We start from the raw sequence: 22,367 nt of genomic DNA on the forward strand, positions 1-22,367 counted from the left end.
ATCCTCGTGTCGGCAGTTCGATTCTGTCTCGAGCCACCATTTGTTTTTGTTTAAATAGCCCTGTCGTAATTAACTCGCTTATTCTCTTCAGAAATAATCAAAATAATTTCTGCGCGTATTTATAAGAAGCATATTTGATGAAGATTATTCAAGAAGTCATATCAATGGGCTATAGCCAAGCGGTAAGGCAACGGACTTTGACTCCGTCATGCGCTGGTTCGAATCCAGCTAGCCCAGCCAGCTACATTGTTATCCTTCAACGTTCAGTTGCGGGTGTAGTTTAATGGCAAAACTTCAGCTTCCCAAGCTGACGTCGTGGGTTCGATTCCCATCACCCGCTCCAATTATTTAGATATGGGCCTGTAGCTCAGCTGGTTAGAGCGCACGCCTGATAAGCGTGAGGTCGATGGTTCAAGTCCATTCAGGCCCATTCATTCCACAGTAGCTCAGTGGTAGAGCTATCGGCTGTTAACCGATCGGTCGCAGGTTCGAATCCTGCCTGTGGAGCCAAGTGGAGAAGTACTCAAGAGGCTGAAGAGGCGCCCCTGCTAAGGGTGTAGGTCGGGTAACCGGCGCGAGGGTTCAAATCCCTCCTTCTCCGCCATTCTATATAATAAATCAACTAAATACATGGCCCGTTGGTCAAGTGGTTAAGACACCGCCCTTTCACGGCGGTAACACGGGTTCGAATCCCGTACGGGTCACTATTTAATAGATCAAGAGATTTCTACTCTCTTGGTCTTTTTTGGTGTATAAAAAACGTAAATTGCACCTGTAACTAGATTTATAAATTAATCTAACTCCAGCGCGTTAGCATAAGGAACATTACTAATGCTATAATAAATCTATATTTTTTAATGGAGGTCTTTGTGATATGTCTTTACGCTTTGTTATAGGACGATCAGGTAGTGGTAAGTCAACGTTTCTACTAAATGAAGTAAGAAATAAACTTCAACAAGATCCTACAGGTTCTCCTCTCATCTTTTTAGTACCTGATCAAATGACATTTCAAATAGAATATCAACTGATCAATACGCCCAATCTAAATGGTATGATCCGCTTACAAGTGTTTAGTTTTACAAGGCTTGCGTGGCGGGTTCTTCAAGAAACTGGTGGGTTTAGTAGATTTCATTTAAACAGTACCGGATTACAAATGCTGCTAAGAAAAATTGTTGAGCATCGTAAGGATGAATTTAAGGTTTTTACAAGAGCGGCAGATCAAAATGGTTTTTTAACGCAATTAGAAGAAATGATTGCCGAGTTTAAAAGATACTGTATTACGCCAGAGCTCCTTCAGGAAAAATATTCAGAGCTAGTTGAAATCTCAAATACGCAGCCAAATAAAGAAAGTTTGGCTAATAAGTTTTTTGATTTTCAGTTAATATTTCAGGATTATGAGAACTATCTACTATCGCATTATGTTGACGCCGAGGATTATCTTAGACTATTAAGTGAAAATATTGCAAGATCTTCTGAGCTTCAGGATGCAGAGGTTTATATTGATGGATTTCATAGTTTTACCCCTCAGGAATTAGAAGTAATTGGACAACTTTTAAAAGCTTGTAAAAGAGTTACGGTTGCGCTAACGGTTGATCCCGATGTCATTCATAAAGAGATAGATGAGTTAAGCTTATTTCAAATGACCCGTAAAACACTTCATTCAATCATTAATATTGCCAAAGAAAATCATGTTGAGATAGAGGATTACAATGTTTTTGAGAATATGGTCAGATTTGAGAAATCACCATCATTATCTCACCTTGAAAAATATTTTGATAGCAGGCCTACCATTTCATGTACAAACGAATTGACCAATATTAAGCTCAGTGGGGCTGTCAACCGGCGCGCAGAGATAGAGGGGATAGCAAGAGAGATATTGGACCTTGTAAGAAACGAAAACTATCGTTGGCGCGATTTTGCCATCCTTTTAAGAGATGTTGGCTCTTATCACAGCCTGTTGGAAACAGTCTTCGAGGATTACCATATTCCTTTGTACCTAGATCAAAAAAGATCAATGTTAAATCATCCCCTTATTGAACTAATTAGGTCGACGTTAGACGTTGTTCAAAGTAATTGGCGCTATGAACCGATCTTTCGCTGTGTGAAAACGGATTTACTGTATCCATTTGAATGGAATCCAGGACAAATCCGTGAAGAGATGGATCAATTTGAAAACTATGTTTTAGCATATGGCATTCAAGGCAATCGTTGGAAAGAAAAAAAAACTTGGACATATCGCAAATTTCATTCAATTGAAGGTCAAAACTATCCAAAAACGGATAAAGAGATTGAATACGAAGCAAAAATAAATGAGTTACGAAGTTTAATTACAGAACCATTTGCCACGTTCGAAAATAGCATAAAAAACGCTAAGACAAGCCGTGGATTTTGTCAGGCATTATATTACTTTTTGGAGAATTTAGACGTTCCTAAGAAAATGGACCGTCTTAGCTGTGAAGCAGAAAGGAAAGGTGAATTAACCGATGCCCGTGATCACAGTCAGGTATGGAACTCTGTCATTGAATTGCTTGACCAAATGGTTTCATTAATGGGTGAGGAAGAACTTTCTTTTGAACTCTTTCGAAAAATGATTCATTCTGGATTGGAAAGTATGCATTTTGCTTCCGTTCCTCCCGCGATTGATCAAGTAGTAGTAGGTAATATGGAAAGATCACGTTTTTCAAATATAAAGTACACGTTTATTATTGGTGCGAATGATGGGGTTATTCCATTAAAACCGACCGAAGAGGGTGTTATCACAGAAGAAGAAAGAGAAGTACTAGTAAACACGGGTTTTATATTAGCACCGGGTGGAAAACAACAGCTTTTGGATGAACAATTCATTATCTATTTAGCGTTAACTAGCGCGTCCAGCCGATTATCGGTTAGTTATCCACTTGCTGACGAGGAAGGAAAGTCACTTGTCCCTTCTATTTTGATTAATAGATTGAAGGATTTATTTCCTCTTGCAAAAGAAAATTTTATGATAAATGAGCCTAATGAGGAGCAATTTATAAATCAACTATTATATGTGACCAATCCGCAAAAGACATTGTCTTATTTATCAGGACAATTACAAACTTGGAAACGAGGTTATCCAATAAGTGATATATGGTGGGATGTATACAATTGGTTTGTCGAAAATAATAATTGGAATTCATACGCAAAAAAAATTCTTAGAAGCCTATTTTATATAAATAAAGCAGCTGCAATACATGAAAATACTAGTAGAGAATTGTATGGGAGCGATATCAAAGCAAGTGTCTCGCGTATGGAATTATTCCAATCATGCCCGTTTTCCCACTTTTTAACGTATGGATTGCGATTGGAAGAACGACAAATATTTCGCTTGGAAGCGCCCGATATTGGTCAACTTTTCCATGCAGCATTAAAAATGATGGCAGACATCATTATTGATCGCAAACTAGATTGGGCTTCATTGTCAAAGTCTGAATGTGAACATTTAGCTTTCCAAGTGGTTGAACAGTTAGCACCAAATATTCAAAAAGAAATATTATTAAGCTCAAACCGTTTTCACTATATAAAAAGAAAACTACAGCAAGTAGTGGGACGAGCCTCAATAGTTTTAAGTGAGCATGCAAAAATTAGTGGTTTTGCACCAATCGGTCTTGAATTGGCCTTTGGAGCAAATGGGCCATTACCTCCGCTTCGATTTAAGTTGCCAAATGGCTGTTCAATGGAAGTCGTCGGTCGCATCGACCGTGTTGATAAATCGGACACTGAAAATGGTACTTATTTGCGAATAATTGACTATAAGTCAAGCAAAAAAGCTCTAAATTTAGCTGAAGTTTACTATGGGTTATCACTGCAAATGCTGACATACTTGGATGTTGTTGTTTCTAACTCAAAAAATTGGATCGGTAAGGACGCAATTCCGGCCGGTGTCCTATATTTTCATGTTCACAACCCGATGGTTAATAAATCTTCTTTACCGCCGTTTGAGCAGATTGAACAAGATATATTAAAACAATTTAAAATGAAGGGATTATTGGTAGCCGATAAAGAGTCGATTCAATTAATGGATAAGTCACTAGAATCGGGTTATTCCGATATTATTCCAATCGGCATGAAAAAAGATGGAGAATTATATAGCAGTTCTTCTGTTGCTAGTCGTGAGGATTTTACTCATTTACGGGATTATGTCCGCCATAAAATTAAAGGAATCGGTACGGAGATAACAAATGGCGTGATTGATATTGCACCGTATAAGCTGAAGGATCGTACACCTTGTACTTTTTGTTCTTATCAATCGATATGTCAATTTGATCGGTCGTTACAGGAAAATAAATATAATCTATTAAAACCAGAAAAAGCAGATGTTATTTTAGAAAAAATTCGAACGGAAGGAGGGGAATTACATGAGTAATGAATTTCAAAAGCCTGAGAATAGTACTTGGACAGATGATCAGTGGCGAGCCATTGTTACGACTGGGAACAATATATTAGTTGCGGCTGCAGCGGGTTCAGGGAAAACGGCAGTATTGGTAGAAAGAATTATAAAAAAAGTGACATCGTTGACGGATCCGATAGATGTTGACCGCTTATTAGTTGTGACCTTTACAAACGCTGCTGCTGCTGAAATGCGTAAACGAATTGGAGAGGCTCTTGAAAAAGAAATTGCTAAACATCCATCCTCGCTCCATTTGCGCCGGCAATTGACATTATTGAACCGTGCAGCGATTTCAACGTTGCATTCTTTTTGTTTGAGTGTTTTAAGAAAGTATTATTATCATATTGATTTAGATCCAAGCTTTCGGATTGCTGATGAAACAGAGGCAGAGCTTCTTATGGATGAGGTAATGGAAGAACTGCTTGACGAACAATTTGGTTTGGAAGATAATGAACGATTTTATGATCTCGTTGACCGCTATAGTGATGATCGCAGTGACACTGAACTGCAATTTTTAATTAGAAAACTGTACGATTTTTCACGCTCACACCCCTGGCCAAATCATTGGCTTGATCAACTTGTCAACGTATATAATGTCGACGCAACGACACCAATTGATGATATTCTTTGGTTGATCGATTTAAGAGAAGATATCAGACTGCAGCTAAGTGGTTGTCAAGAAGTTTTAAATAGAGCGTTACATCTTACAAAAGAGCCTGGTGGTCCTTCACCTTACGCGGATACTATCGAAAAAGACCTTAATGATATTAATCGGCTTTTACATGTCAACGCCACATCATGGGTAAAACTACATGAGGAAATGCAAAGTGATATGTTTGGGAAATTAAAAGCGTGTAGAGGTGACGAGTATGATAAAGTTCTGCAAGATAAAGTAAAAAAACTTCGTGAGCAAGCCAAGAAACAAGTTACAAACATGAAGGAAGAGTTATTTAGCCGGAAACCTGAAAGCTATTTACAAGATATACAGGAAATGAAGCCGATTATTGAAACATTAGTCGCTTTAGTTAAAGACTTCGGACGACGTTATCAGGAGGTTAAGAATGAGAAAGGGCTCGTTGATTTTGCTGATCTTGAACATTTTTGTTTGCAAATCCTAATGAATCCAACTAGTAATATCGATGAGGTGATCTCATCTGATGTTGCTCTTAGCTACCAAGAATTGTTTGTTGAAGTACTCGTTGATGAATACCAAGATACAAACTTAGTCCAAGAAACGATCATTCAACTCGTATCTAAAAATGATAATTTGTTTATGGTTGGCGATGTTAAGCAGAGTATTTATCGTTTTCGCCTAGCTGAGCCACATTTATTCTTGATGAAATATAAACAGTTCTTGAAAGAAGATCAAGCGGGAGCTTTAGGTATACGTATAGATTTATCGAAAAATTTCAGGAGTCGTGCCGAAGTGTTGGAAGGTACTAACTATATTTTTAAGCAAATCATGAATGAAACAGTTGGGGAAATAAACTATGATGACGATGCCGAGCTAAAATTAGGGAATGTTCATTATCCTGAAACAACGGAAGCGAAGGCTGAATTGTTACTTATCGACCGCAACGATACGAAGGGGGACACGGAGAATAATGCGGAAGACGAGGAACTTGAAAAGGTTGATTTATCAGAATTAGAGACCGTCCAATTAGAGGCTAGGGTCGTTGGATTAAAAATAAAAGAATTAATCGAAAAACAATATAAAATAACTGAGAAAAATGGCAATACCCGTAATATTACTTACCGTGACATCGTCATTTTATTGCGTTCGATGCCATGGGCAGAAACGCTTATGGAAGAATTTAGAGAATTAGGAATTCCTGTATATGCGGAGCTTTCAACTGGCTACTTTGAAGCTGTTGAGGTATCTGTGATGATGTCGTTATTAAAGGTGGTTGACAATCCATTTCAGGATATCCCACTTGTAGCAGTGCTCCGATCGCCAATTGTTGGACTTACAGAAGAAGAGCTTGCAACGATACGAATTCATCATAAGCAAAACAGTTATTTTGAAAGTGTTAAAGGCTTTATAAAATCAGGAGAAAACTCTATCCTAATAGAAAAATTAAATGATTTTTATACGATTTTGAAAAAATGGCGTGATAGAGCAAGACAAGGAAGTTTATCAGAGTTAATATGGCAAATCTATCGTGAAACAGGCTATTATGATTACGTTGGTGGATTGGTAAGTGGTAAGCAACGGCAAGCAAATTTACGAGCCCTTTATGATCGGTCAAAGCAATATGAAGAAACTTCTTTTCGTGGCCTGTTTCGATTTTTGAAATTTGTCGAGCGTATGCAAGATCGTGGTGACGATCTTGGAGCAGCTAGAGCGTTGGGTGAGCAAGAGGACGTGGTCAGAATGATGACGATTCATAAAAGTAAAGGGCTTGAATTTCCTGTTGTGTTTGTTGCCGGTCTAGGCAGACAGTTTAATATGCAGGATTTAAGTAATAAAGTACTTTTACACAAAGAATTAGGCTTTGGTTCGAAGCTAGTCAATCCGAAACTTCGAATTAGTTATCCAACATTGCCATTACTTGCTATGAAAAGACGGATGAAAATGGAACTTTTAGCAGAAGAAATGCGTGTACTTTATGTAGCTCTAACAAGGGCAAAGGAAAAGCTATTTCTTGTTGGGACTGTGAAAAATAGCGAAAAAACGTTAGAAGCTTGGGGCGAGATAATAGAACTTAACAAGGTAGTTTTGCCTGATTATACAAGAGCGAAAGCGACTAGCTACTTAGATTGGATTGGTCCTGCTTTAATCCGTCATCAAGATTGTGGGGTGTTAAGGTTAGATTCGGATAAACCCATTAGTACAAGTGAACTATATACTCATCCATCAAGATGGGAGATCAAGGTGTTAAATGCAGATAATTTCCCAAGTACCGATAAACAAAAAGAGCAGCAAAATCAAAGTTATTTAGTAGCAATTGAAAACTGGCAAACGGTTCCCGTAGAAAGTGAACAAAAAATGCAAGTCTTTTCTCTACTATCTTGGCAGTATTCTCATCCTGATGCTGAGCGGAAACGCTCCAAGCAATCTGTTTCGGAAATTAAATCAAGGAAACAAATTAGCGATGGTTTTGCAGCAACTGAGTTTATAACAAAGTTTCGTCCTCCATTAACAGATCGTCCTAAATTTATGCAACAAAAAACATTGACAGCCGCAGAACGTGGTACGGCCATGCATATGGTGATGCAGCATATCGATTTAACGTCAACGGTTACTGAGGAATCTCTGCTTGGATTGCTTGATAAAATGGTGATGAATGAATTGTTAACACCAGAACAGAAAAGTGTAATCGACATCGATGGAATTTTGAATTTTTTTGAATTACCGTTAGGAAAACGACTAATAGCCGCAAAAAAGGTTCGGCGCGAGGTTCCGTTCAGCTTAGCTTTACCAGTAAAAGAAGCGTATCCTGATTGGCAGGAAGAGGATGACATCAATGTATTAGTTCAAGGCGTAATGGATTGTGTATTGGTAGACGAAAACGGAATTGTGTTAATAGATTATAAGACAGACGCGATAACCGGTCGTTTTTCCAGTTATGACGAAGCAAAGCCAGTCCTAGAAAATCGTTATCGCTTGCAAATTGAGTTGTATTCTAGAGCATTAAAGGAGATATGGAAGCTTCCAAATGTTGAAAGGTTTCTGTACTTTTTCGATGGTGGCCATATTTTGAAAATGTAAATTGTTGTATAACATAATATTTATAGTCATACCCATGTTACAAATGAAAGGTCATTGAACAGTCAAAGCCTTTATGTGACGTGGGTTTAGCTGTTTTTATAATATTTTTATAATATCTTGCGAACATTGAAATTATTATACAAAAGATGTCGAATTTGTGATAGTGTTATATAACAAAACTATGTCATTCTATTAGGGGGTTAATTATTATGGCAACGAACGGAACAACTCAAGAGGTTTTACGAATGGACGAAACGGCAAACTTAAAAAACTATGATGAAGCAGTAGCAAACATGGATTGGAAGAAGATTGAAGAGCATTTTACATGGTTTGAAACAGGGAAAGTAAATATGGTTTATGAGGCAATCGATCGTCATGTGAATGAAGGAAAGGCTGATCAAAAAGCACTGTTATATACAGATGGGGTACGTGAGGAAGCCTACACATATGCTGACCTTCAAAGGTTGTCCTGCCAATTTGCAAATGGTTTGCGTTCATACGGGGTTGAAAAAGGTGATCGTGTCTTTATTTTTATGCCACGGAGTCCTGAATTATATATTTCACTTCTAGGGATTATTCGGATTGGAGCAATCGGTGGACCATTATTTGAAGCATTTATGGAGGAAGCAGTCAAGGATCGTTTAAGTGATAGTGGTGCAGTAGCTGTTGTGACAACACCTGCTTTGTTAGAACGAATTCCAGTTCAAGATCTTCCAAATTTAAAGCATGTTATTTTAGTAGGTGCTGAAGAAAAAACAGCAGATAATCAAATACTTTATCATGAATTAATGAGCAAATCTGATGAATACACAATCGAGTGGGTTGATCGCGAAACAGGCATGTTACTTCACTACACATCTGGTTCAACAGGGAAGCCAAAAGGAGTTCTCCAAGTTCATGACGCAATGGTCCATCAGTATCTTTCCGGTAAATGGGCTTATGATCTTCGTGAAGGTGATGTTTATTGGTGTACAGCTGACCCGGGTTGGGTTACAGGAACTTCAGCGGGAATGTGGTCGCCATGGCTTAACGGGGTAACTGCTGTACTTCGCGGTGGGCGCTTCCAAGCGGAGGATTGGTTTGCAACTTTAGAAAAGTTCGGAGTTAATGTTTGGTTTAGTGCGCCTACAGCGTTCCGTTTATTAATGGCTGCAGGCAATGAACTACCAAAGAAATATGACCTATCAAAACTGCGCCACATTCTTTCAGCGGGAGAACCTTTAAATCCGGAAGTTATTCGTTGGGGTCTAGAAGCACTCGATCATCGTATTCATGACAACTGGTGGATGACTGAAACAGGTTCTTGTATTTGTGCAAATTTCCGTTGTAACCCAATTCGTCCCGGCTCAATGGGTAAGCCACTTCCTGGTATTACACTTGCAATCGTTGATGATAAGGGTAATGTATTACCACCAAACCGTATGGGCAACTTAGCAATTAAACCAAAATGGCCTGCAATGGTTCGCCAAATTTGGAATAATAAAGAAAAATACGCTGAATACTTTGAAACAGGTTGGTTCGTATCTGGTGATTCAGCATATATGGATGAAGATGGCTACTTCTGGTTTGAAGGTCGTGTTGATGATGTTATCAACACATCAGGTGAGCGTGTTGGCCCATTTGAAGTTGAAAGCAAGCTTGTTGAACATCCAGCAGTCGCTGAAGCAGGCGTAATTGGTGTTCCTGACCCAGTTCGTGGTGAAGTCATTAAAGCATTTATTACGTTACGTCCAGGCTTCACAGAAAGCGATGAGTTAAAAGAAGAAATTCGCAATTTCGTAAAAACTAGACTTGCAGCGCATGCAGCGCCACGGATGATTGAAATACGCGAAACGATTCCAAAAACTCGTTCAGGTAAAATTATGCGTCGCGTCTTAAAAGCATGGGAGCTCGGCTTACCAACAGGTGATCTTTCAACAATGGAAGATTAAGGAAATTATAGAAACAGTATATAAAAAATCCTATTAAGACTTTTGTTTTAATAGGATTTTTTATGTTATAATAAAAAAAACGAACGTATGATCTTAAAGTGAGGGGTGTCTTATGCGAATCTTACATACTGCTGATTGGCATTTAGGGCGAACGTTGGAAGGAAGAAACCGAATTGATGAGCAGGCGCAATTTTTGGACGAGCTTAAAAAAATAGTAGAGGAAGAAAAAGTAGATGTAATTTTAATGGCTGGTGATGTATTTGATACTGTGAATCCACCAGCAGGTGCGGAACAGCTTTTTTATGATAGTATTGCTAAACTTTCCAATGAAGGTAACAGACAGATTGTGATTATTGCAGGTAACCATGATAATCCAGACCGATTATCTGCTGCGTCACCATTAGCACTAAAGCATCGAATTCAAATTTTAGGGTATCCAACAACTCAACTCCAAAAATTATATATCCCAAGCTGTGAGCAAATGCTAGAATTAGCGGCACTTCCTTATCCTTCAGAATCAAGGCTAATGGAGCTTTTGTCTGAAGATGCTGATGAAAAAGCAATGCGGAGCAAGTATGACGAACGGATTCAAGCTATTTTTCAAAAAATGAGTGAGCAATTTTCAAACGATGCAGTCCGCATTGCGATGAGTCATATTTATGTAGCCGGCGGTAATTCATCAGATTCGGAAAGACCTATTGAAGTTGGTGGCGCCTACACAGTTGCGGCGACAAGCCTGCCAGAAGCAGCGCAGTATGTAGCCCTTGGACATTTACACAGACCACAAACGATCAAAAGAGCAAAGACGTTGGCACGTTATTCTGGTTCACCACTTGCGTTTAGTTTTTCTGAATCAGGCTATACAAAATCTGTGACGATCATCGACGCCGAACCGCACACCGAACCAGTCATGTCGGAAATCTACTTGACTAGCGGGAAACCGCTTGTGCGTTGGCAAGCGACAGAAGGAATTAGCCAAGTATATAAATGGATTGATGAAAAAAAGGATTTGAACGCATGGATTGATTTAGAAATTCATTTAAAGCATGCATTATCTATCGAAGAAATTCATAACCTCCGCAAGCTTCATAAAGGATTTGTAAACATTCGACCAGTTTTTTCAGAGCCTGAAATAAATAACTACGACCGAAAGGCATCCAATCTGCCAATTGATGAATTGTTTAAAAAATTTTATGAACGCCAAACAGGTGGGGCAGAGCCTGAGGCGGAACTTATAGAACTCTTTCTAGAACTTGTAGCTGATGATGAGAAAGAGGTGAGTGTATGAGACCTATACAACTAGCAGTAGCGGGTTTGCACAGTTTTCGTGAGAAACAGGAAGTAGATTTCAGGGAGCTGTGTGAAGGCGGCGTATTTGGCATTTTTGGTCCAACTGGAAGTGGGAAGTCTTCTTTATTAGATGCGATGACTTTAGCGCTTTACGGAAAAGTTGAGCGGGCATCTAATAACACACAAGGGATATTAAATCATGCCGAAGATGAAGTTTATGTATCGTTCACGTTTGAACTCGGTAACGCCAACGGTACGAATCGATATAAGGTTGAAAGAAGCTTTAAACGCTCAGGTGAATATTCATTAAGAACGGCAACTTGTCGGATCATTGAAATAATCGATGAGCAATCTGTTGTTTTAGCAGATAAGATGAATGATGTTAACCAAGTGGTTCAAGAATTGATCGGTCTTACAATTGATGACTTTACAAGAGCTGTTGTGTTGCCACAAGGTAAATTTGCAGAATTTTTATCATTAAAAGGCTCGGAAAGGCGTCAAATGCTCCAACGACTTTTTCACCTTGAAAAATATGGTGATATTCTTAATCAAAAGCTGAGAGATCGCTATCAACTATTAGATAGACAAAAAGAAGCGACAATCGCTGAACAAACAGGGCTTGGCGATGCGTCAAAAGAGGCTTTAGCTGAAGCAAAACGAAAGCTTGAGGAAAGCGAAATACTTCTACAGGCTACCTTAAAAGAATTTGAAAAAATGGAGCTCCGTTATTCTGAAGGTAAGCAAATTTGGGAGTGGCAGCTCGAAAGCGAGAAAATAAAAGAAAAATTATCGAAGCTTAACGAGGACCAAGCACGAATAGAAATGCTAGTAGAGCGCATTGATAGAGCGAAAAAGGCTGAAGCAATACGGCCGTATTTAGAGGAATTTGAATTGGCAGCTGCAGAAGTGAAAGGGATCGACAGTAAGTTTGACGAAGTAAAAGCAATGCTTGAGAATGCTCAAGTTGAATACGAGAAAGCTGTCCAACAATATGAACTAGCGAAACAAGCAAGAGCAAAAGATGAGCATCCTCTTATCATTAAAATTGAACAATTTACTCGGGCTCAAGAAATTCAGCGAGAAATAACGAAGGCGAAATTGGAGAAAGCTCAATTAGCTAACGAAATTAGTTTGAAAAACAATGAATTACAAACTAAAGTAGTGACTCTTAATGAAGCGGAAAGCACTCGTGATCAGGCACTGACTATGCAACACCAGTTAAAAGAAAGCTTAAAAAAGGCTCACGTTCCAGTAAATCAACGTGAACAAATCCAAACTGCGGTAGAAGCAAAACAAAAAATTACCGTATTAGTAGAAGCTAATAACCAGTTAGCTCATGAAATTACAACTAAACAATCGCAACTGAAGGATATATTAAACGAGAAAAAACAGCTAGATGATTCAAATCAACGTCTCATAAAGACGGTGGAACGTTTCTTTACGAAAACAGTAACGGTGTATGATCATATCGTTGCATTGGATCGAAGGTTTGAAATGCTAGTGAGCTTTAGTGCTCGACTTACAAAAGAACTAAAACTTGAACTCGATCATGAAAAAGCGAAGCAACTGGCAGCACATTTAGCAGAGCAATTAAAGACAGGTGAGGCCTGTCCAGTATGTGGCTCCACCGATCATCCAAATCCTGTTATTGAAACTAAGGATAATGCTGATACTATTAAGCAGTCGATAGAAAGATTAGAACAAACGATCGCTGATAGTAATGAAAAAAGGCAGGAGCTAAAAACGCAGCAAATCAAGTTACAATCAGTTGCAGATGGTTTAACAGAAATTTTGAAGATAGAGCCAAGCGAAGAACAATCCGAGTCTGCTGTCGCATTAGACGAACTTCAGCTCAATGAAAAATCAAGTTCAACAATTTCTAACTTAACAACAATTTATCAGCAACTTGTAATTGAATGCAAAGGGTTAACTCAAGATGTACTTGAGGTACAAGAAGAAAGTAAACAAACTGTACTGCGTGTGCGTGATCTTGAACAAAAATCGTTACAAGTAAATCATAGTGTTCAAGTGTTAACAACGACCGTTCAAGAACTTGACGATCGCTTTAAGTCACAATCTAAACTAGTGATAGATTTGATTGATGATTGGGAAAAACAATTTGCACCAATGCGATTTGAAGAAGTTGAAAAAGAACAACAACAAGTTTCACGGATGGACAGAGAAGCAACTAACATTACAGAAGAGCTTGATAAAATTTCACCACAGATTGAAATGAAAGAAAAAGAAATAAATGAATTAAAAGAAGCGATCCATCATTTGCAAATTTTATTGGCTACAGACAAATCATCTTTTGCAGAAAAAGAAAAAATTGTTCACGAACAAACAGAGAAATTAATGAAGCAAATTGGTGATGCAGATGTAGACGAATTATTACAAGAAATGAATACAAAGTTAACAGCTTTAAAAGAAACAGAACAAAAAACACTGGAAAATTATAATGAAAAACAAAAAATATTGCAAATCGCCGAAAAGGATTTTGCAGTAACAAGCGAATCAAAAGCATCGGCAAAAGTTAGGTTCGAAAAAGCAACGACAAGATGGAGCCAAATGTTACAGGAAACACCATTTGTAACAATCGATGAAGTTAAGCAAGCCTTTACTTCAAAGGAAGAAATAGGTACGTGGGAAAGGGAGATCCAATTGTACCAAGAGCAAGTAACGAAAGTGAACGTAGAGAAGGCTCGACTCGATAATTTGTTAGTAGGAAGACAGCTTACGAAAGACGAATGGGATGATTTGCAAGCTCAACATCAAAGACTATTTGAGAAAATTAGTGATGCACGGGAAAGAAAGGGTGCATCTGCTGAATTCCTCAGTGAAATTGAAAGGAAACATGCACGGCATAATGAGTTAGAAACGCTACAGAAGGAATTAGGAAAGGAAATTGAAAAGGTTGGAAAGCTACAAACAGTATTTCGCGGCAACGCATTTATTGAATATATTGCTGAGGAGCAGTTAATTACAGTTAGTCGCGATGCATCAGAACGATTAGCTCAGCTTACGAGAGGACGATATGCAATTGAAGTGAACTCAGAAGGTGGGTTTGTAATAAGGGATGATGCGAATGGCGGTGTTAAGCGCCCGGTTTCAACGTTATCAGGCGGAGAAACATTTCTAACGTCTCTTGCGCTTGCGTTATCCTTATCAGCGCAAATTCAGCTTAGAGGGCAGTATCCTTTAGAATTCTTCTTCCTCGATGAAGGCTTTGGAACATTGGACCAGGATCTACTGGATATTGTCATTTCATCTTTAGAAAAGCTCCATTCTGACCGTCTTTCTGTAGGGGTTATCAGTCATGTTCAAGAATTAAGAGCTAGGTTACCAAGAAAACTGATTGTTGAAGCAGCAGAACCATCTGGGAAAGGTAGTCAAGTGAAGCTAGAGAAATTTTAAAGAAGCTAGTGAAATTTTAAAGAAGTAATAACAGAAGCGGGTACCGTTTACTCAGTATCTTAAGATCAGAGCAATCGGTACCCGCAGTTATTTTATTGACGAACAGTTCGAGAGTTTCTAGTTATGCATTTGCCGTTTGCGGCTGATCAACGAGATCAGGATCTATCGTATTTGTTGCGCTAACACCGTTATACGACCATACAAAGTTTCCAGTATTAAATCCACCGGAACCAGAAGACGTTTTACCTACACTTTTTGGTGCGATGTAAAATGAATCACCAAAATTCACGACTCCTTCTGCACCAGTTATATTGATCGGTCCACCAATAACTGAAGGCATAATGAACATCCTTTTTTTAGTTTACTTTATTTTAGAATATGTTAAAGTACAATGGTGATTTTGGTGCTACAATCGACTTTAACATCCTTATTTTAATGTATGGTAATCATTTAAAAAATGTTCATGTCGTATATCTATCTTTTTAATCTATGCCAAAACAATAAAATGTTGTAAACATTTTACGAGGTTTCTTCTGCTAACTGGCGGATATGTTTGACTCTTGCTTCAGATTTAATATGATTGGTAGATCCGATATGAATGACACTTGAAAAGGCACCAGCAAGAATATTTACTGAGCCGACACAAATGGTAGGTGATTCATTTGTTTTTTGGACAGTAATTGATTCTGTTATAACTGGTAGTGGAATTGGGGTATTGAATAACTGGTAGGTAGCAAAATTCCCTTCATTTCCATAGAAGATTTCATATTGACGTTGAACTGCTAATGCTTTTGAATACGGTAGGATCATGCTGGAATCACCAATTTCAAAAACGGTGCTATAGGCTAAAGATTGTACATTTACATTATCAACAATTGATAATCTTTTCGTCTGCAAATCCAACTATCCTTTCATCTTTCAGGTGTTAACGGCACAAAAGGAGCAATAACGAGAGATTCAGGTGGTGTATCAAATATTGAGGACAATGAAACAGTATCAGTATCTCCGATTAGAACAACAGAAGACGTTGACATTCCTGTAATATCAATACTTCCAACTGAAAGACCTCGGTTTACTACGGTGAAGTTCATGGAGAAAAATGCCCTCCCTTAGGTAAATGATTAATGAAAGCTTCAATAGCTTTTTCGATATCTTTTTGCACGGCCCCAACTACTTGAATTTTTAACTCTTCCAAATAATCCATTCTTTTTTCTTGATGAATAAATTTACTTAAGTAATGCTTTATTCGTCCATCTAGCTGTCTTTCAATATCTTGAATTATAAAAGTTTGCTGTGACCCGTCAAGCCTGAGCTGGTGTTTATCTGCTAGTTCATCAATTATACTTGGGCATTGTTCCTTCATAAATTGGTCTAAATCATTACGAATTGCAGGATAAAGCTCTGGATGATTTTGTAATATCGGCATAATACTTGGTGATGGTTGATCAATAGCGAAGTTTTCAAACGTTTCAGGGTCGGTCATACCGTTAGGTGCTAAGCCAATATTTAATGTTCCTTCTAATGTTTCAATTTTTAATTGATCAAATTTATATTCAATTTTTTCAATAGTAGTAGTTGGTTTTTCGTTGACTTCGTTAATTTGTTTTTGTAGTGATAGTATTTGCATACGTAAATCTTTCGTTTCCTTTTTCAGGTTCTTTAATTGAGCCTGTTGATCTCGAACATGAGCTCCAAACTGGTTTAAATAGTAATAAAACCCATTCGTTCCATACATATTGGCCACCTCAACTTTCCGCTACATATACTATGCTAAAAGAAGGGGTTAGGTGAATCGCCTAGTTTGTTATCGAAAATGAGCAGTTGATTTTTCATGTCGTTAATGGCACTAAAGGTAATGGGATAGGTTTTTTTGCTTTCGGGGCAACTCCTGTAAATTCACCAGTATTATACAGATTTGATAATGGTTTAATAATTCCAGCGCTACCAATTTGGACAACAGACGAATTACTTATTCCGCCTATTTTTATATAATGAATCATGATCGTTTGGTTTACATAGAAATTCATGATACCCCCCCTTAATTATTTGCTGTTTGAGGTTGGTCGATATAATCAGCGTCGAATGTATTCGTATTGCTATAGTGATTATATACTCTCATATTGTCACCTGTATTAAATGAACCAGCACCCGCAAAAGTTTTAGCAGAACTATTTGGTGCGATTAGATAGACATCCCCGATATTCATTACCCCACTTGAACCTATACTAACAACATTTATTGCTCCTACAAAAGCTGGCATGAAAAACACCCTTTTTTAAAGAAAACATTTGGTTTACAAAGATTCTTAAGGTATTATATGAGTTTTGCCCAATCAGTGTTCCACGACAAGATATTATATAAAACATAGCAAAATTTTGTAGAATGATTTCGTCATTTTGTGATATAGTTAATTTAGAATTTTCAAAAAAATATTAGCTATAATAGGGGGATGGATAATGTACGTACCATTGCTACTGAATCAATTTCTGGACCGTGCTGTTAAATTGTATGGACCAAAAAAAGCTGTCATAAATACAGATGGAAGAGAGTTCACCTATGCGGAACTAAATCAACGTGTAAATCAATTGTCGCGTGGTTTGCAGGACTTAGGGGTTAAAAAAGGTGATCGTGTTGCTTACTTGGCGCCAAATACTTTAGAAATGCTAGAAGGATTTTATGGTGTATTTCAATTAGGTGCAATTATGGTACCTTTAAATACGCGTTTGAAACCTGAAGATTATCTATTTATTTTGAATCATAGTGAATCAAAGGTGCTTGTTTGCGATCAAGAACTATACCATCAAATTGCGCCAATTCGAGAGAAGCTTGAAACAGTTGAAAGCGTTTTAATCCATTATGCGGATGAAAATTGTGAAGGTATTCATTATGATGAATGGCTAAACGGCTTTTCAGGCGAAGCATTTGACCGTCCTGAATTAGACGAACAAGATGTTTGTAGCTTACTTTATACGAGCGGTACAACAGGAAATCCTAAAGGTGTCATGCTGACGCATAGAAGCAACTATTTACATGCACTATCTGTACAGCATCATCTTCGCGTTTCTGACCGTGATGTATTGCTGCATATTTTACCGATGTTCCATGTAAATGGTTGGGGTTCTCCATTCTATTATACGGCAAATGGAGCAACACAAGTAATGCTTCGTAAAGCAGATCCAGATACGATCTTTACTTTAGTTCAAAAGCATAAAGTTTCTGTAATGCATATGGCTCCTACTGTATTAAATTCGCTTATTCAGCATTACGAAGCTACGAAAATTCAAACGGAGCATGACGTTCGTATTGTTATTGCAGGATCAGCACCACCACCTGCGTTTGTTGCGAAAGTTGAAGAAGAAATGCGTTGGGAATTCATTCAAGTATATGGAATGACAGAATCATCACCATTAAGCTTAGTATCACCTATTCGACCGCATTTAGATGAATTACCAAAAGAACAGAAGTACCGTCTTAAAGCTAAAGCTGGAATTCCAATGATTACTTGTGATGTCAAGGTAGTCAATGATTTTGGCGAAGAGGTTGCGTGGAACGGCAAAGAAATTGGTGAAGTGTTAACGAGAAGTAATGGTGTCATGAAAGGCTATTGGAAAAACGAACAAGCTACGATGGAAACAATTCAAAACGGTTGGCTCCATACTGGTGATATGGGAACCGTTGATGAGTTCGGTACAATCGATATTGTTGACCGTAAGAAAGATGTCATTATTAGTGGTGGAGAAAATATCTCTTCCATTGAAGTAGAGGGTGTTTTATATGAACATCCATCGATTTTGGAGGCTGCTGTTGTAGCGTTACCACATGAAAAATGGGGTGAAACTCCACATGCGTTTGTTGTTGTGAAAAAGGGAGAAACACTAACAGAAGAAGATGTTATCCAATTCTCTCGTAGCAAATTAGCTCATTTTAAAGCTGTAACAGGTGTAACCTTTGTTGAAGAACTCCCGAAGACTGCTTCAGGGAAAATTCAAAAAGTACATCTACGTAACCAAGCTTGGGATGAAGCTGGGAAAGCTAGCAATGGCCGCTTCGTAAACTAATATAAAAGAAATCAAAACGATTCCGAATTTCGGGATCGTTTTTGCTTAAATGAAAGAAATAAAGGGTGTTAGTAAGCTAGCAAGTACCCTTCTATTCGTGTTGGATCAATGGTTATTCTTTTTATTCTGCTACTATAAGCCTAGCTGATCATCTTTTGACCATTACTTTTGAATTATTTAATAGAGGGATATTAGGTATTTTTATCCTTGTTTTAGTTAATAGAAAATGAGTATCACGATGGATAGAAATTAATAGATTTGAGTTATATGATAAAGACATAAATCAGATTCAAGCGAATACAACCGCTGAGTCTCGATAAAGGCAAAGCTTGATGAAAATCAGTGACGCAAAGCTACAGGGGCTAAAGGTCTTGCTGTTTCCAAGATCAATGCCAGCCAGCTACCGAAGGAAGCAGGGTTTTTTTGTATATGTCAAATGGAGAACTGTGTTCATCCGTTTATTTGACAACCCCGCCTTTCGGTAAGGCGGGGTTAATTTCGTTTATGGAGGTGAAATTCAATGGAGCTCGTCAACCTTTCGAATGGAGTGATCATTGCTAAGGATGTAAAAGTGGCAAAAACTTTCTGGAAGCGATTTAAGGGTTTAATGTTTACAAAGGATCTCCAGAAAGGTTCAGCTCTATTAATTGAACCCTGCCAATCGGTCCATACGTTTTTCATGAGCTATGCCCTCGACATCTTGTTTGTAAATGAAGAGGGAAAAGTAGTAGCTGTTGAAGAACAAATGAAGCCTGGGAAAATCGGAAAAATTGTTAGAACTGCTAAGCAGGTAATCGAATTACCGGCAGGAACAATTCGAGCAACCAAGATAGAAGTGAACCAGGTAATCAAACTTAAAAATTAAAAAGGAGCGATTGAAATGTTAAACAAATTTAAAGGATTAGTAGTAGAGGAACAAGGACAAGGTATGACAGAGTACGGCTTAGTATTGGGAATTATTGCGGTAGCAGTTGTTGGTGTTCTAGCATTTTTACGTGAGGAAATACTAGAAATGTTCAATGGCGTCAAGGATGCCGTAACGAACCGCGATAGTACACCGACTACTTAATTAATTGTCTTTCGATTGAAATAGTTGAAATGAAATATTAAAAGGAGTGAGCGAAGTGGTAAATAAATTAAAAGGCTTAGTAATAGAGGAACAAGGACAAGGTATGACAGAATATGGGTTAGTATTAGGAATAATTGCGGTAGCAGTTGTAGGCGTACTGGCATTTTTAAGAGAAGAAATTTTAGAAATGTTTAATGGCGTTAAAGATGCTGTATCAAACAGAGATAGCACACCAACAACGTAATAGTTTAATAGCTGTTCGTTAGCACCTATATAATAAATAAGTAGATGGGTTTAACGAACCTAGGAGTGGTTCCTATGGCAGAAATCATTAGAAAGCTACTAACAGAAGAACAAGGTCAAGGGACAACGGAATACGGCTTAATTTTAGGGATTATTTCGATAGCTGTGATCGGATTGTTAGGAGCGTTAAGCACTACAATCATCGAAATGTTCCAGAAGGCATTAACGGATCTTCAAAGCAGGCCGGATTAATAATATTCCGCCTAAAAATATGTCGCCTTTGATAAAAATGAAATCGAATTAGGTTACTAGTTTGAAAATGGCCTTACACCTTGCTACTAGAGTGTAGGGCCATTTTTAAAAACAATGAAGAATGAGCGAGGGATTACCATGATTGTGAATGGAATCTTAATTATCGTACTACTAATTTGTATTGTTACAGATTTAAAAGAAAGAAAAATTTACAATAAAGTAATTTTTCCTGCGCTATTGCTAGCTTTTCTTTATCAGGCAATGACAGGAGGCTGGAATGGATTACAATCGGCTTTTTTTGGTTTTTTAGTAGGCCTCGGAGTGCTTTTGATTCCGTATCTGCTAGGAGGAATGGGAGCTGGGGATGTTAAGCTGTTAGCATTAATTGGCGCACTGAAAGGGACGGTTTTCGTCTTGAATACTGCTATTTATATGGCGCTAATTGGGGGTATAATTGCTCTATTTATCCTCCTATTCCGTAAGGGCGTAATAGAAAGAATAAAAGGTATTTTGTATTTCCTTCATGCGCGAAGATATGGTTTGAAAACACCAATACTGCTAAATAAGGAAGCATTAACTGCTACCTATCCTTATGGCTTAGCAATTGCCGGAGGTGCTTTTGTTAGTTTACTAGCAAAGGGGTGGATTATTTTATGATAAAGAATGAAAATGGTCAATCAATTGTAGAAACTGCTCTACTATTACCAATTCTCTTATTGTTACTAGTTGGCATCTTTGATTTTGGTAGGATTCTTTATACTCAAGTACATTTGCAAATGGCTACACAGGAAACGGTGCGCTTAGGCGGCTTAGGGCGTGATGATTCAGAAATAGTTATGTTTGCAAAGGATTATGTTCATGTCCAGGATCCAACACAATTGGTAGTATCTGTAATACCAAGACAATCATCACGGAAATCTGGTGACTATGTCACCGTCGAATTATCATATCCGATGACGTTTATAACGCCTTTCCTCGATAATATCTTACATTCACCATTTGAAATTACCGCAAATTCAACGATTCGAGTTGAGTAAACGAGGTGGTAAATACATGATTAAAAAAGTAATGAAGCGATTTCATGAACAAAACGGAAATGCAATGGTTTTGGCCAGTTTAGCGATGATAGCTCTGTTAACGATGACAGGCTTAGTACTTGATGGTGGCAAGCTTTATATGACAAGAGCTCATTTGCAAAAGGTAGCAAATGCTGCTGCGTTATCTGGTGCTCAAGAGCTTACAAATAATGAAGCGGCTGTTGGGAGTGTCGTTGAAAAAGTGCTTATTGACCATCAAGAAGAAGCAAGTCTAGATGAATTAAACATACAGATGGAAGATAAAGTTCGTGTTGAATTAAAAAAAGATGTTCCTTTAACATTTTCAAAGTTATTTGGTGTTGAACAAACTCCTGTTAAAGCGGAAGCAGCTGCCGAGCTAGGAGTAATGGGGCGCGCAATTGGAGCAGCCCCATTAGGGATTGATGACTCGATTCCACTTGAATATTTCAGAGAATACAAGCTAAAGGTAGATCAAACAGAAGTTGACCATGGCTATTTTGGAGTTTTGGCCTTAGGTGGTCCTGGAGCTAATATATACGAACAAAATTTAAGACATGGGTATCAAGATGAAATAAACGTTGGTGATGTATTAGAAACACAAACCGGGAATATTGCCGGAAAAACACGCCAGGTTATTCAAGATCGGTTGAATGCATGCCCATTACCTGGAGATTACACTCATCGTGATTGTTCAAGGGTGATATTGATACCAACATACACGCCCTATAATCATGAGCCTAATAAGCAATTGAAGGAAGTTAAGGTTACAGGATTTGCTTATTTTTATATAACAGAGCCAATGCATCCACATGATACTTCAATAACCGGAATGTTTATTGAACGAACTGGAACAGGATTTGAAGAACCAACGGCTAAAAATAAAGGTGCATTTGCAATCAGATTAACAGAATAAAAATACAATAAGAATG

General features: G+C 38.0%; 19 protein-coding genes, 6 tRNA genes and 1 riboswitch. Of the genes, 19 read left to right on the plus strand and 6 right to left on the minus strand.

The window, feature by feature from the left end; all coding sequences use genetic code 11:
* Nucleotides 1-165 precede the first annotated feature (165 nt).
* The 11 genes from D612_RS0105725 (at nucleotide 166) to D612_RS0105775 (ending at nucleotide 14,758) form a co-directional block, all read left to right on the plus strand.
* Nucleotides 166-240 (plus strand) — tRNA-Gln (locus tag D612_RS0105725).
* A gap of 29 nt (nucleotides 241-269) precedes the next feature.
* Nucleotides 270-343 (plus strand) — tRNA-Gly (locus tag D612_RS0105730).
* Between the two features lie 13 nt (nucleotides 344-356).
* Nucleotides 357-430 (plus strand) — tRNA-Ile (locus D612_RS0105735).
* Between the two features lie 5 nt (nucleotides 431-435).
* Nucleotides 436-510: transfer RNA gene (locus tag D612_RS0105740), tRNA-Asn, on the plus strand.
* Nucleotides 511-513: 3 nt separating this feature from the next.
* Nucleotides 514-604, plus strand: a tRNA-Ser gene (locus tag D612_RS0105745).
* 28 nt (nucleotides 605-632) lie between these two features.
* Nucleotides 633-704, plus strand: a tRNA-Glu gene (locus tag D612_RS0105750).
* 170 nt (nucleotides 705-874) lie between these two features.
* Nucleotides 875-4,387 (plus strand): helicase-exonuclease AddAB subunit AddB, encoded by a 3,513-nt coding sequence (gene addB, locus D612_RS0105755; RefSeq protein WP_017754537.1) that lies wholly within the window; start codon nucleotides 875-877, stop codon nucleotides 4,385-4,387.
* Entirely contained in the window at nucleotides 4,380-8,123 is a 3,744-nt protein-coding gene (gene addA, locus D612_RS0105760) for a helicase-exonuclease AddAB subunit AddA (RefSeq protein WP_017754538.1), read from the plus strand. The genes addB and addA overlap by 8 nt, the downstream gene beginning before the upstream one ends.
* Before the next feature lie 209 nt (nucleotides 8,124-8,332).
* Nucleotides 8,333-10,054, plus strand: a complete 1,722-nt coding sequence (acsA, locus tag D612_RS0105765) for an acetate--CoA ligase (RefSeq protein WP_017754539.1) — start codon at nucleotides 8,333-8,335, stop codon at nucleotides 10,052-10,054.
* Nucleotides 10,055-10,166: 112 nt separating this feature from the next.
* Nucleotides 10,167-11,342, plus strand: a complete 1,176-nt coding sequence (locus tag D612_RS0105770; protein WP_017754540.1) for a metallophosphoesterase family protein — start codon at nucleotides 10,167-10,169, stop codon at nucleotides 11,340-11,342.
* Nucleotides 11,339-14,758, plus strand: a complete 3,420-nt coding sequence (locus D612_RS0105775; protein WP_017754541.1) for an AAA family ATPase — start codon at nucleotides 11,339-11,341, stop codon at nucleotides 14,756-14,758. Before D612_RS0105770 ends, D612_RS0105775 begins: the two co-directional genes overlap by 4 nt.
* A gap of 121 nt (nucleotides 14,759-14,879) precedes the next feature.
* Here D612_RS0105775 and D612_RS0105780 read toward each other — a convergent pair whose 3' ends face one another.
* The 6 genes from D612_RS0105780 to D612_RS0105805 all read right to left on the minus strand — a co-directional run bounded on the left by D612_RS0105780 (nucleotide 14,880) and on the right by D612_RS0105805 (nucleotide 17,018).
* A complete protein-coding gene (locus D612_RS0105780) occupies nucleotides 14,880-15,098 on the minus strand; it encodes a spore germination protein (RefSeq protein WP_017754542.1) in 219 nt (72 codons plus the stop codon).
* 179 nt (nucleotides 15,099-15,277) lie between these two features.
* A complete protein-coding gene (locus D612_RS0105785; protein ID WP_017754543.1) occupies nucleotides 15,278-15,655 on the minus strand; it encodes a spore germination protein GerPE in 378 nt (125 codons plus the stop codon).
* Nucleotides 15,656-15,669: 14 nt separating this feature from the next.
* Complete coding sequence (locus D612_RS0105790; protein WP_017754544.1) at nucleotides 15,670-15,849, minus strand: germination protein GerPD; 180 nt, start codon at nucleotides 15,847-15,849, stop codon at nucleotides 15,670-15,672.
* Nucleotides 15,846-16,493 (minus strand): spore germination protein GerPC, encoded by a 648-nt coding sequence (gerPC, locus tag D612_RS0105795; protein ID WP_017754545.1) that lies wholly within the window; start codon nucleotides 16,491-16,493, stop codon nucleotides 15,846-15,848. The genes D612_RS0105790 and gerPC overlap by 4 nt, the downstream gene beginning before the upstream one ends.
* A 94-nt stretch (nucleotides 16,494-16,587) precedes the next feature.
* Complete coding sequence (locus D612_RS0105800) at nucleotides 16,588-16,785, minus strand: spore germination protein GerPB (RefSeq protein WP_017754546.1); 198 nt, start codon at nucleotides 16,783-16,785, stop codon at nucleotides 16,588-16,590.
* Nucleotides 16,786-16,796: 11 nt separating this feature from the next.
* On the minus strand, nucleotides 16,797-17,018 hold the full coding sequence (locus tag D612_RS0105805; protein ID WP_017754547.1) for a spore germination protein: 222 nt from the start codon (nucleotides 17,016-17,018) through the stop codon (nucleotides 16,797-16,799).
* Between the two features lie 196 nt (nucleotides 17,019-17,214).
* On the opposite strand from D612_RS0105805, the gene D612_RS0105810 reads away from it, so the two are divergent.
* The 8 genes from D612_RS0105810 (at nucleotide 17,215) to D612_RS0105845 (ending at nucleotide 22,351) form a co-directional block, all read left to right on the plus strand.
* Nucleotides 17,215-18,816: a long-chain-fatty-acid--CoA ligase gene (locus D612_RS0105810; protein ID WP_017754548.1), complete on the plus strand. Its 1,602-nt coding sequence runs from the start codon at nucleotides 17,215-17,217 to the stop codon at nucleotides 18,814-18,816.
* A 311-nt stretch (nucleotides 18,817-19,127) separates the two neighbouring features.
* A riboswitch (cyclic di-GMP riboswitch) is annotated at nucleotides 19,128-19,224 on the plus strand.
* 112 nt (nucleotides 19,225-19,336) lie between these two features.
* Complete coding sequence (locus D612_RS0105815) at nucleotides 19,337-19,681, plus strand: DUF192 domain-containing protein (RefSeq protein ID WP_017754549.1); 345 nt, start codon at nucleotides 19,337-19,339, stop codon at nucleotides 19,679-19,681.
* A gap of 15 nt (nucleotides 19,682-19,696) precedes the next feature.
* Nucleotides 19,697-19,885 carry a Flp family type IVb pilin gene (locus D612_RS0105820; RefSeq protein ID WP_017754550.1) on the plus strand — a complete coding sequence of 63 codons (189 nt, stop codon included), beginning with the start codon at nucleotides 19,697-19,699 and terminating at the stop codon, nucleotides 19,883-19,885.
* A 55-nt stretch (nucleotides 19,886-19,940) separates the two neighbouring features.
* A complete protein-coding gene (locus tag D612_RS0105825) occupies nucleotides 19,941-20,129 on the plus strand; it encodes a Flp family type IVb pilin (protein WP_017754551.1) in 189 nt (62 codons plus the stop codon).
* Between the two features lie 74 nt (nucleotides 20,130-20,203).
* Nucleotides 20,204-20,380 (plus strand): Flp family type IVb pilin, encoded by a 177-nt coding sequence (locus tag D612_RS0105830; RefSeq protein WP_017754552.1) that lies wholly within the window; start codon nucleotides 20,204-20,206, stop codon nucleotides 20,378-20,380.
* A 138-nt stretch (nucleotides 20,381-20,518) separates the two neighbouring features.
* Entirely contained in the window at nucleotides 20,519-21,037 is a 519-nt protein-coding gene (locus D612_RS0105835) for an A24 family peptidase (protein WP_017754553.1), read from the plus strand.
* The gene (locus D612_RS0105840) at nucleotides 21,034-21,417 is read left to right on the plus strand and encodes a TadE/TadG family type IV pilus assembly protein (RefSeq protein WP_017754554.1); all 384 of its coding nucleotides are present in this window, start codon (nucleotides 21,034-21,036) and stop codon (nucleotides 21,415-21,417) included. Before D612_RS0105835 ends, D612_RS0105840 begins: the two co-directional genes overlap by 4 nt.
* Before the next feature lie 16 nt (nucleotides 21,418-21,433).
* Complete coding sequence (locus D612_RS0105845; protein WP_017754555.1) at nucleotides 21,434-22,351, plus strand: Tad domain-containing protein; 918 nt, start codon at nucleotides 21,434-21,436, stop codon at nucleotides 22,349-22,351.
* Nucleotides 22,352-22,367 lie beyond the last annotated feature (16 nt).

Source organism: Calidifontibacillus oryziterrae (genome assembly GCF_000331575.1).
GTDB classification, from domain to species: domain Bacteria; phylum Bacillota; class Bacilli; order Bacillales; family Bacillaceae_J; genus Calidifontibacillus_A; species Calidifontibacillus_A oryziterrae.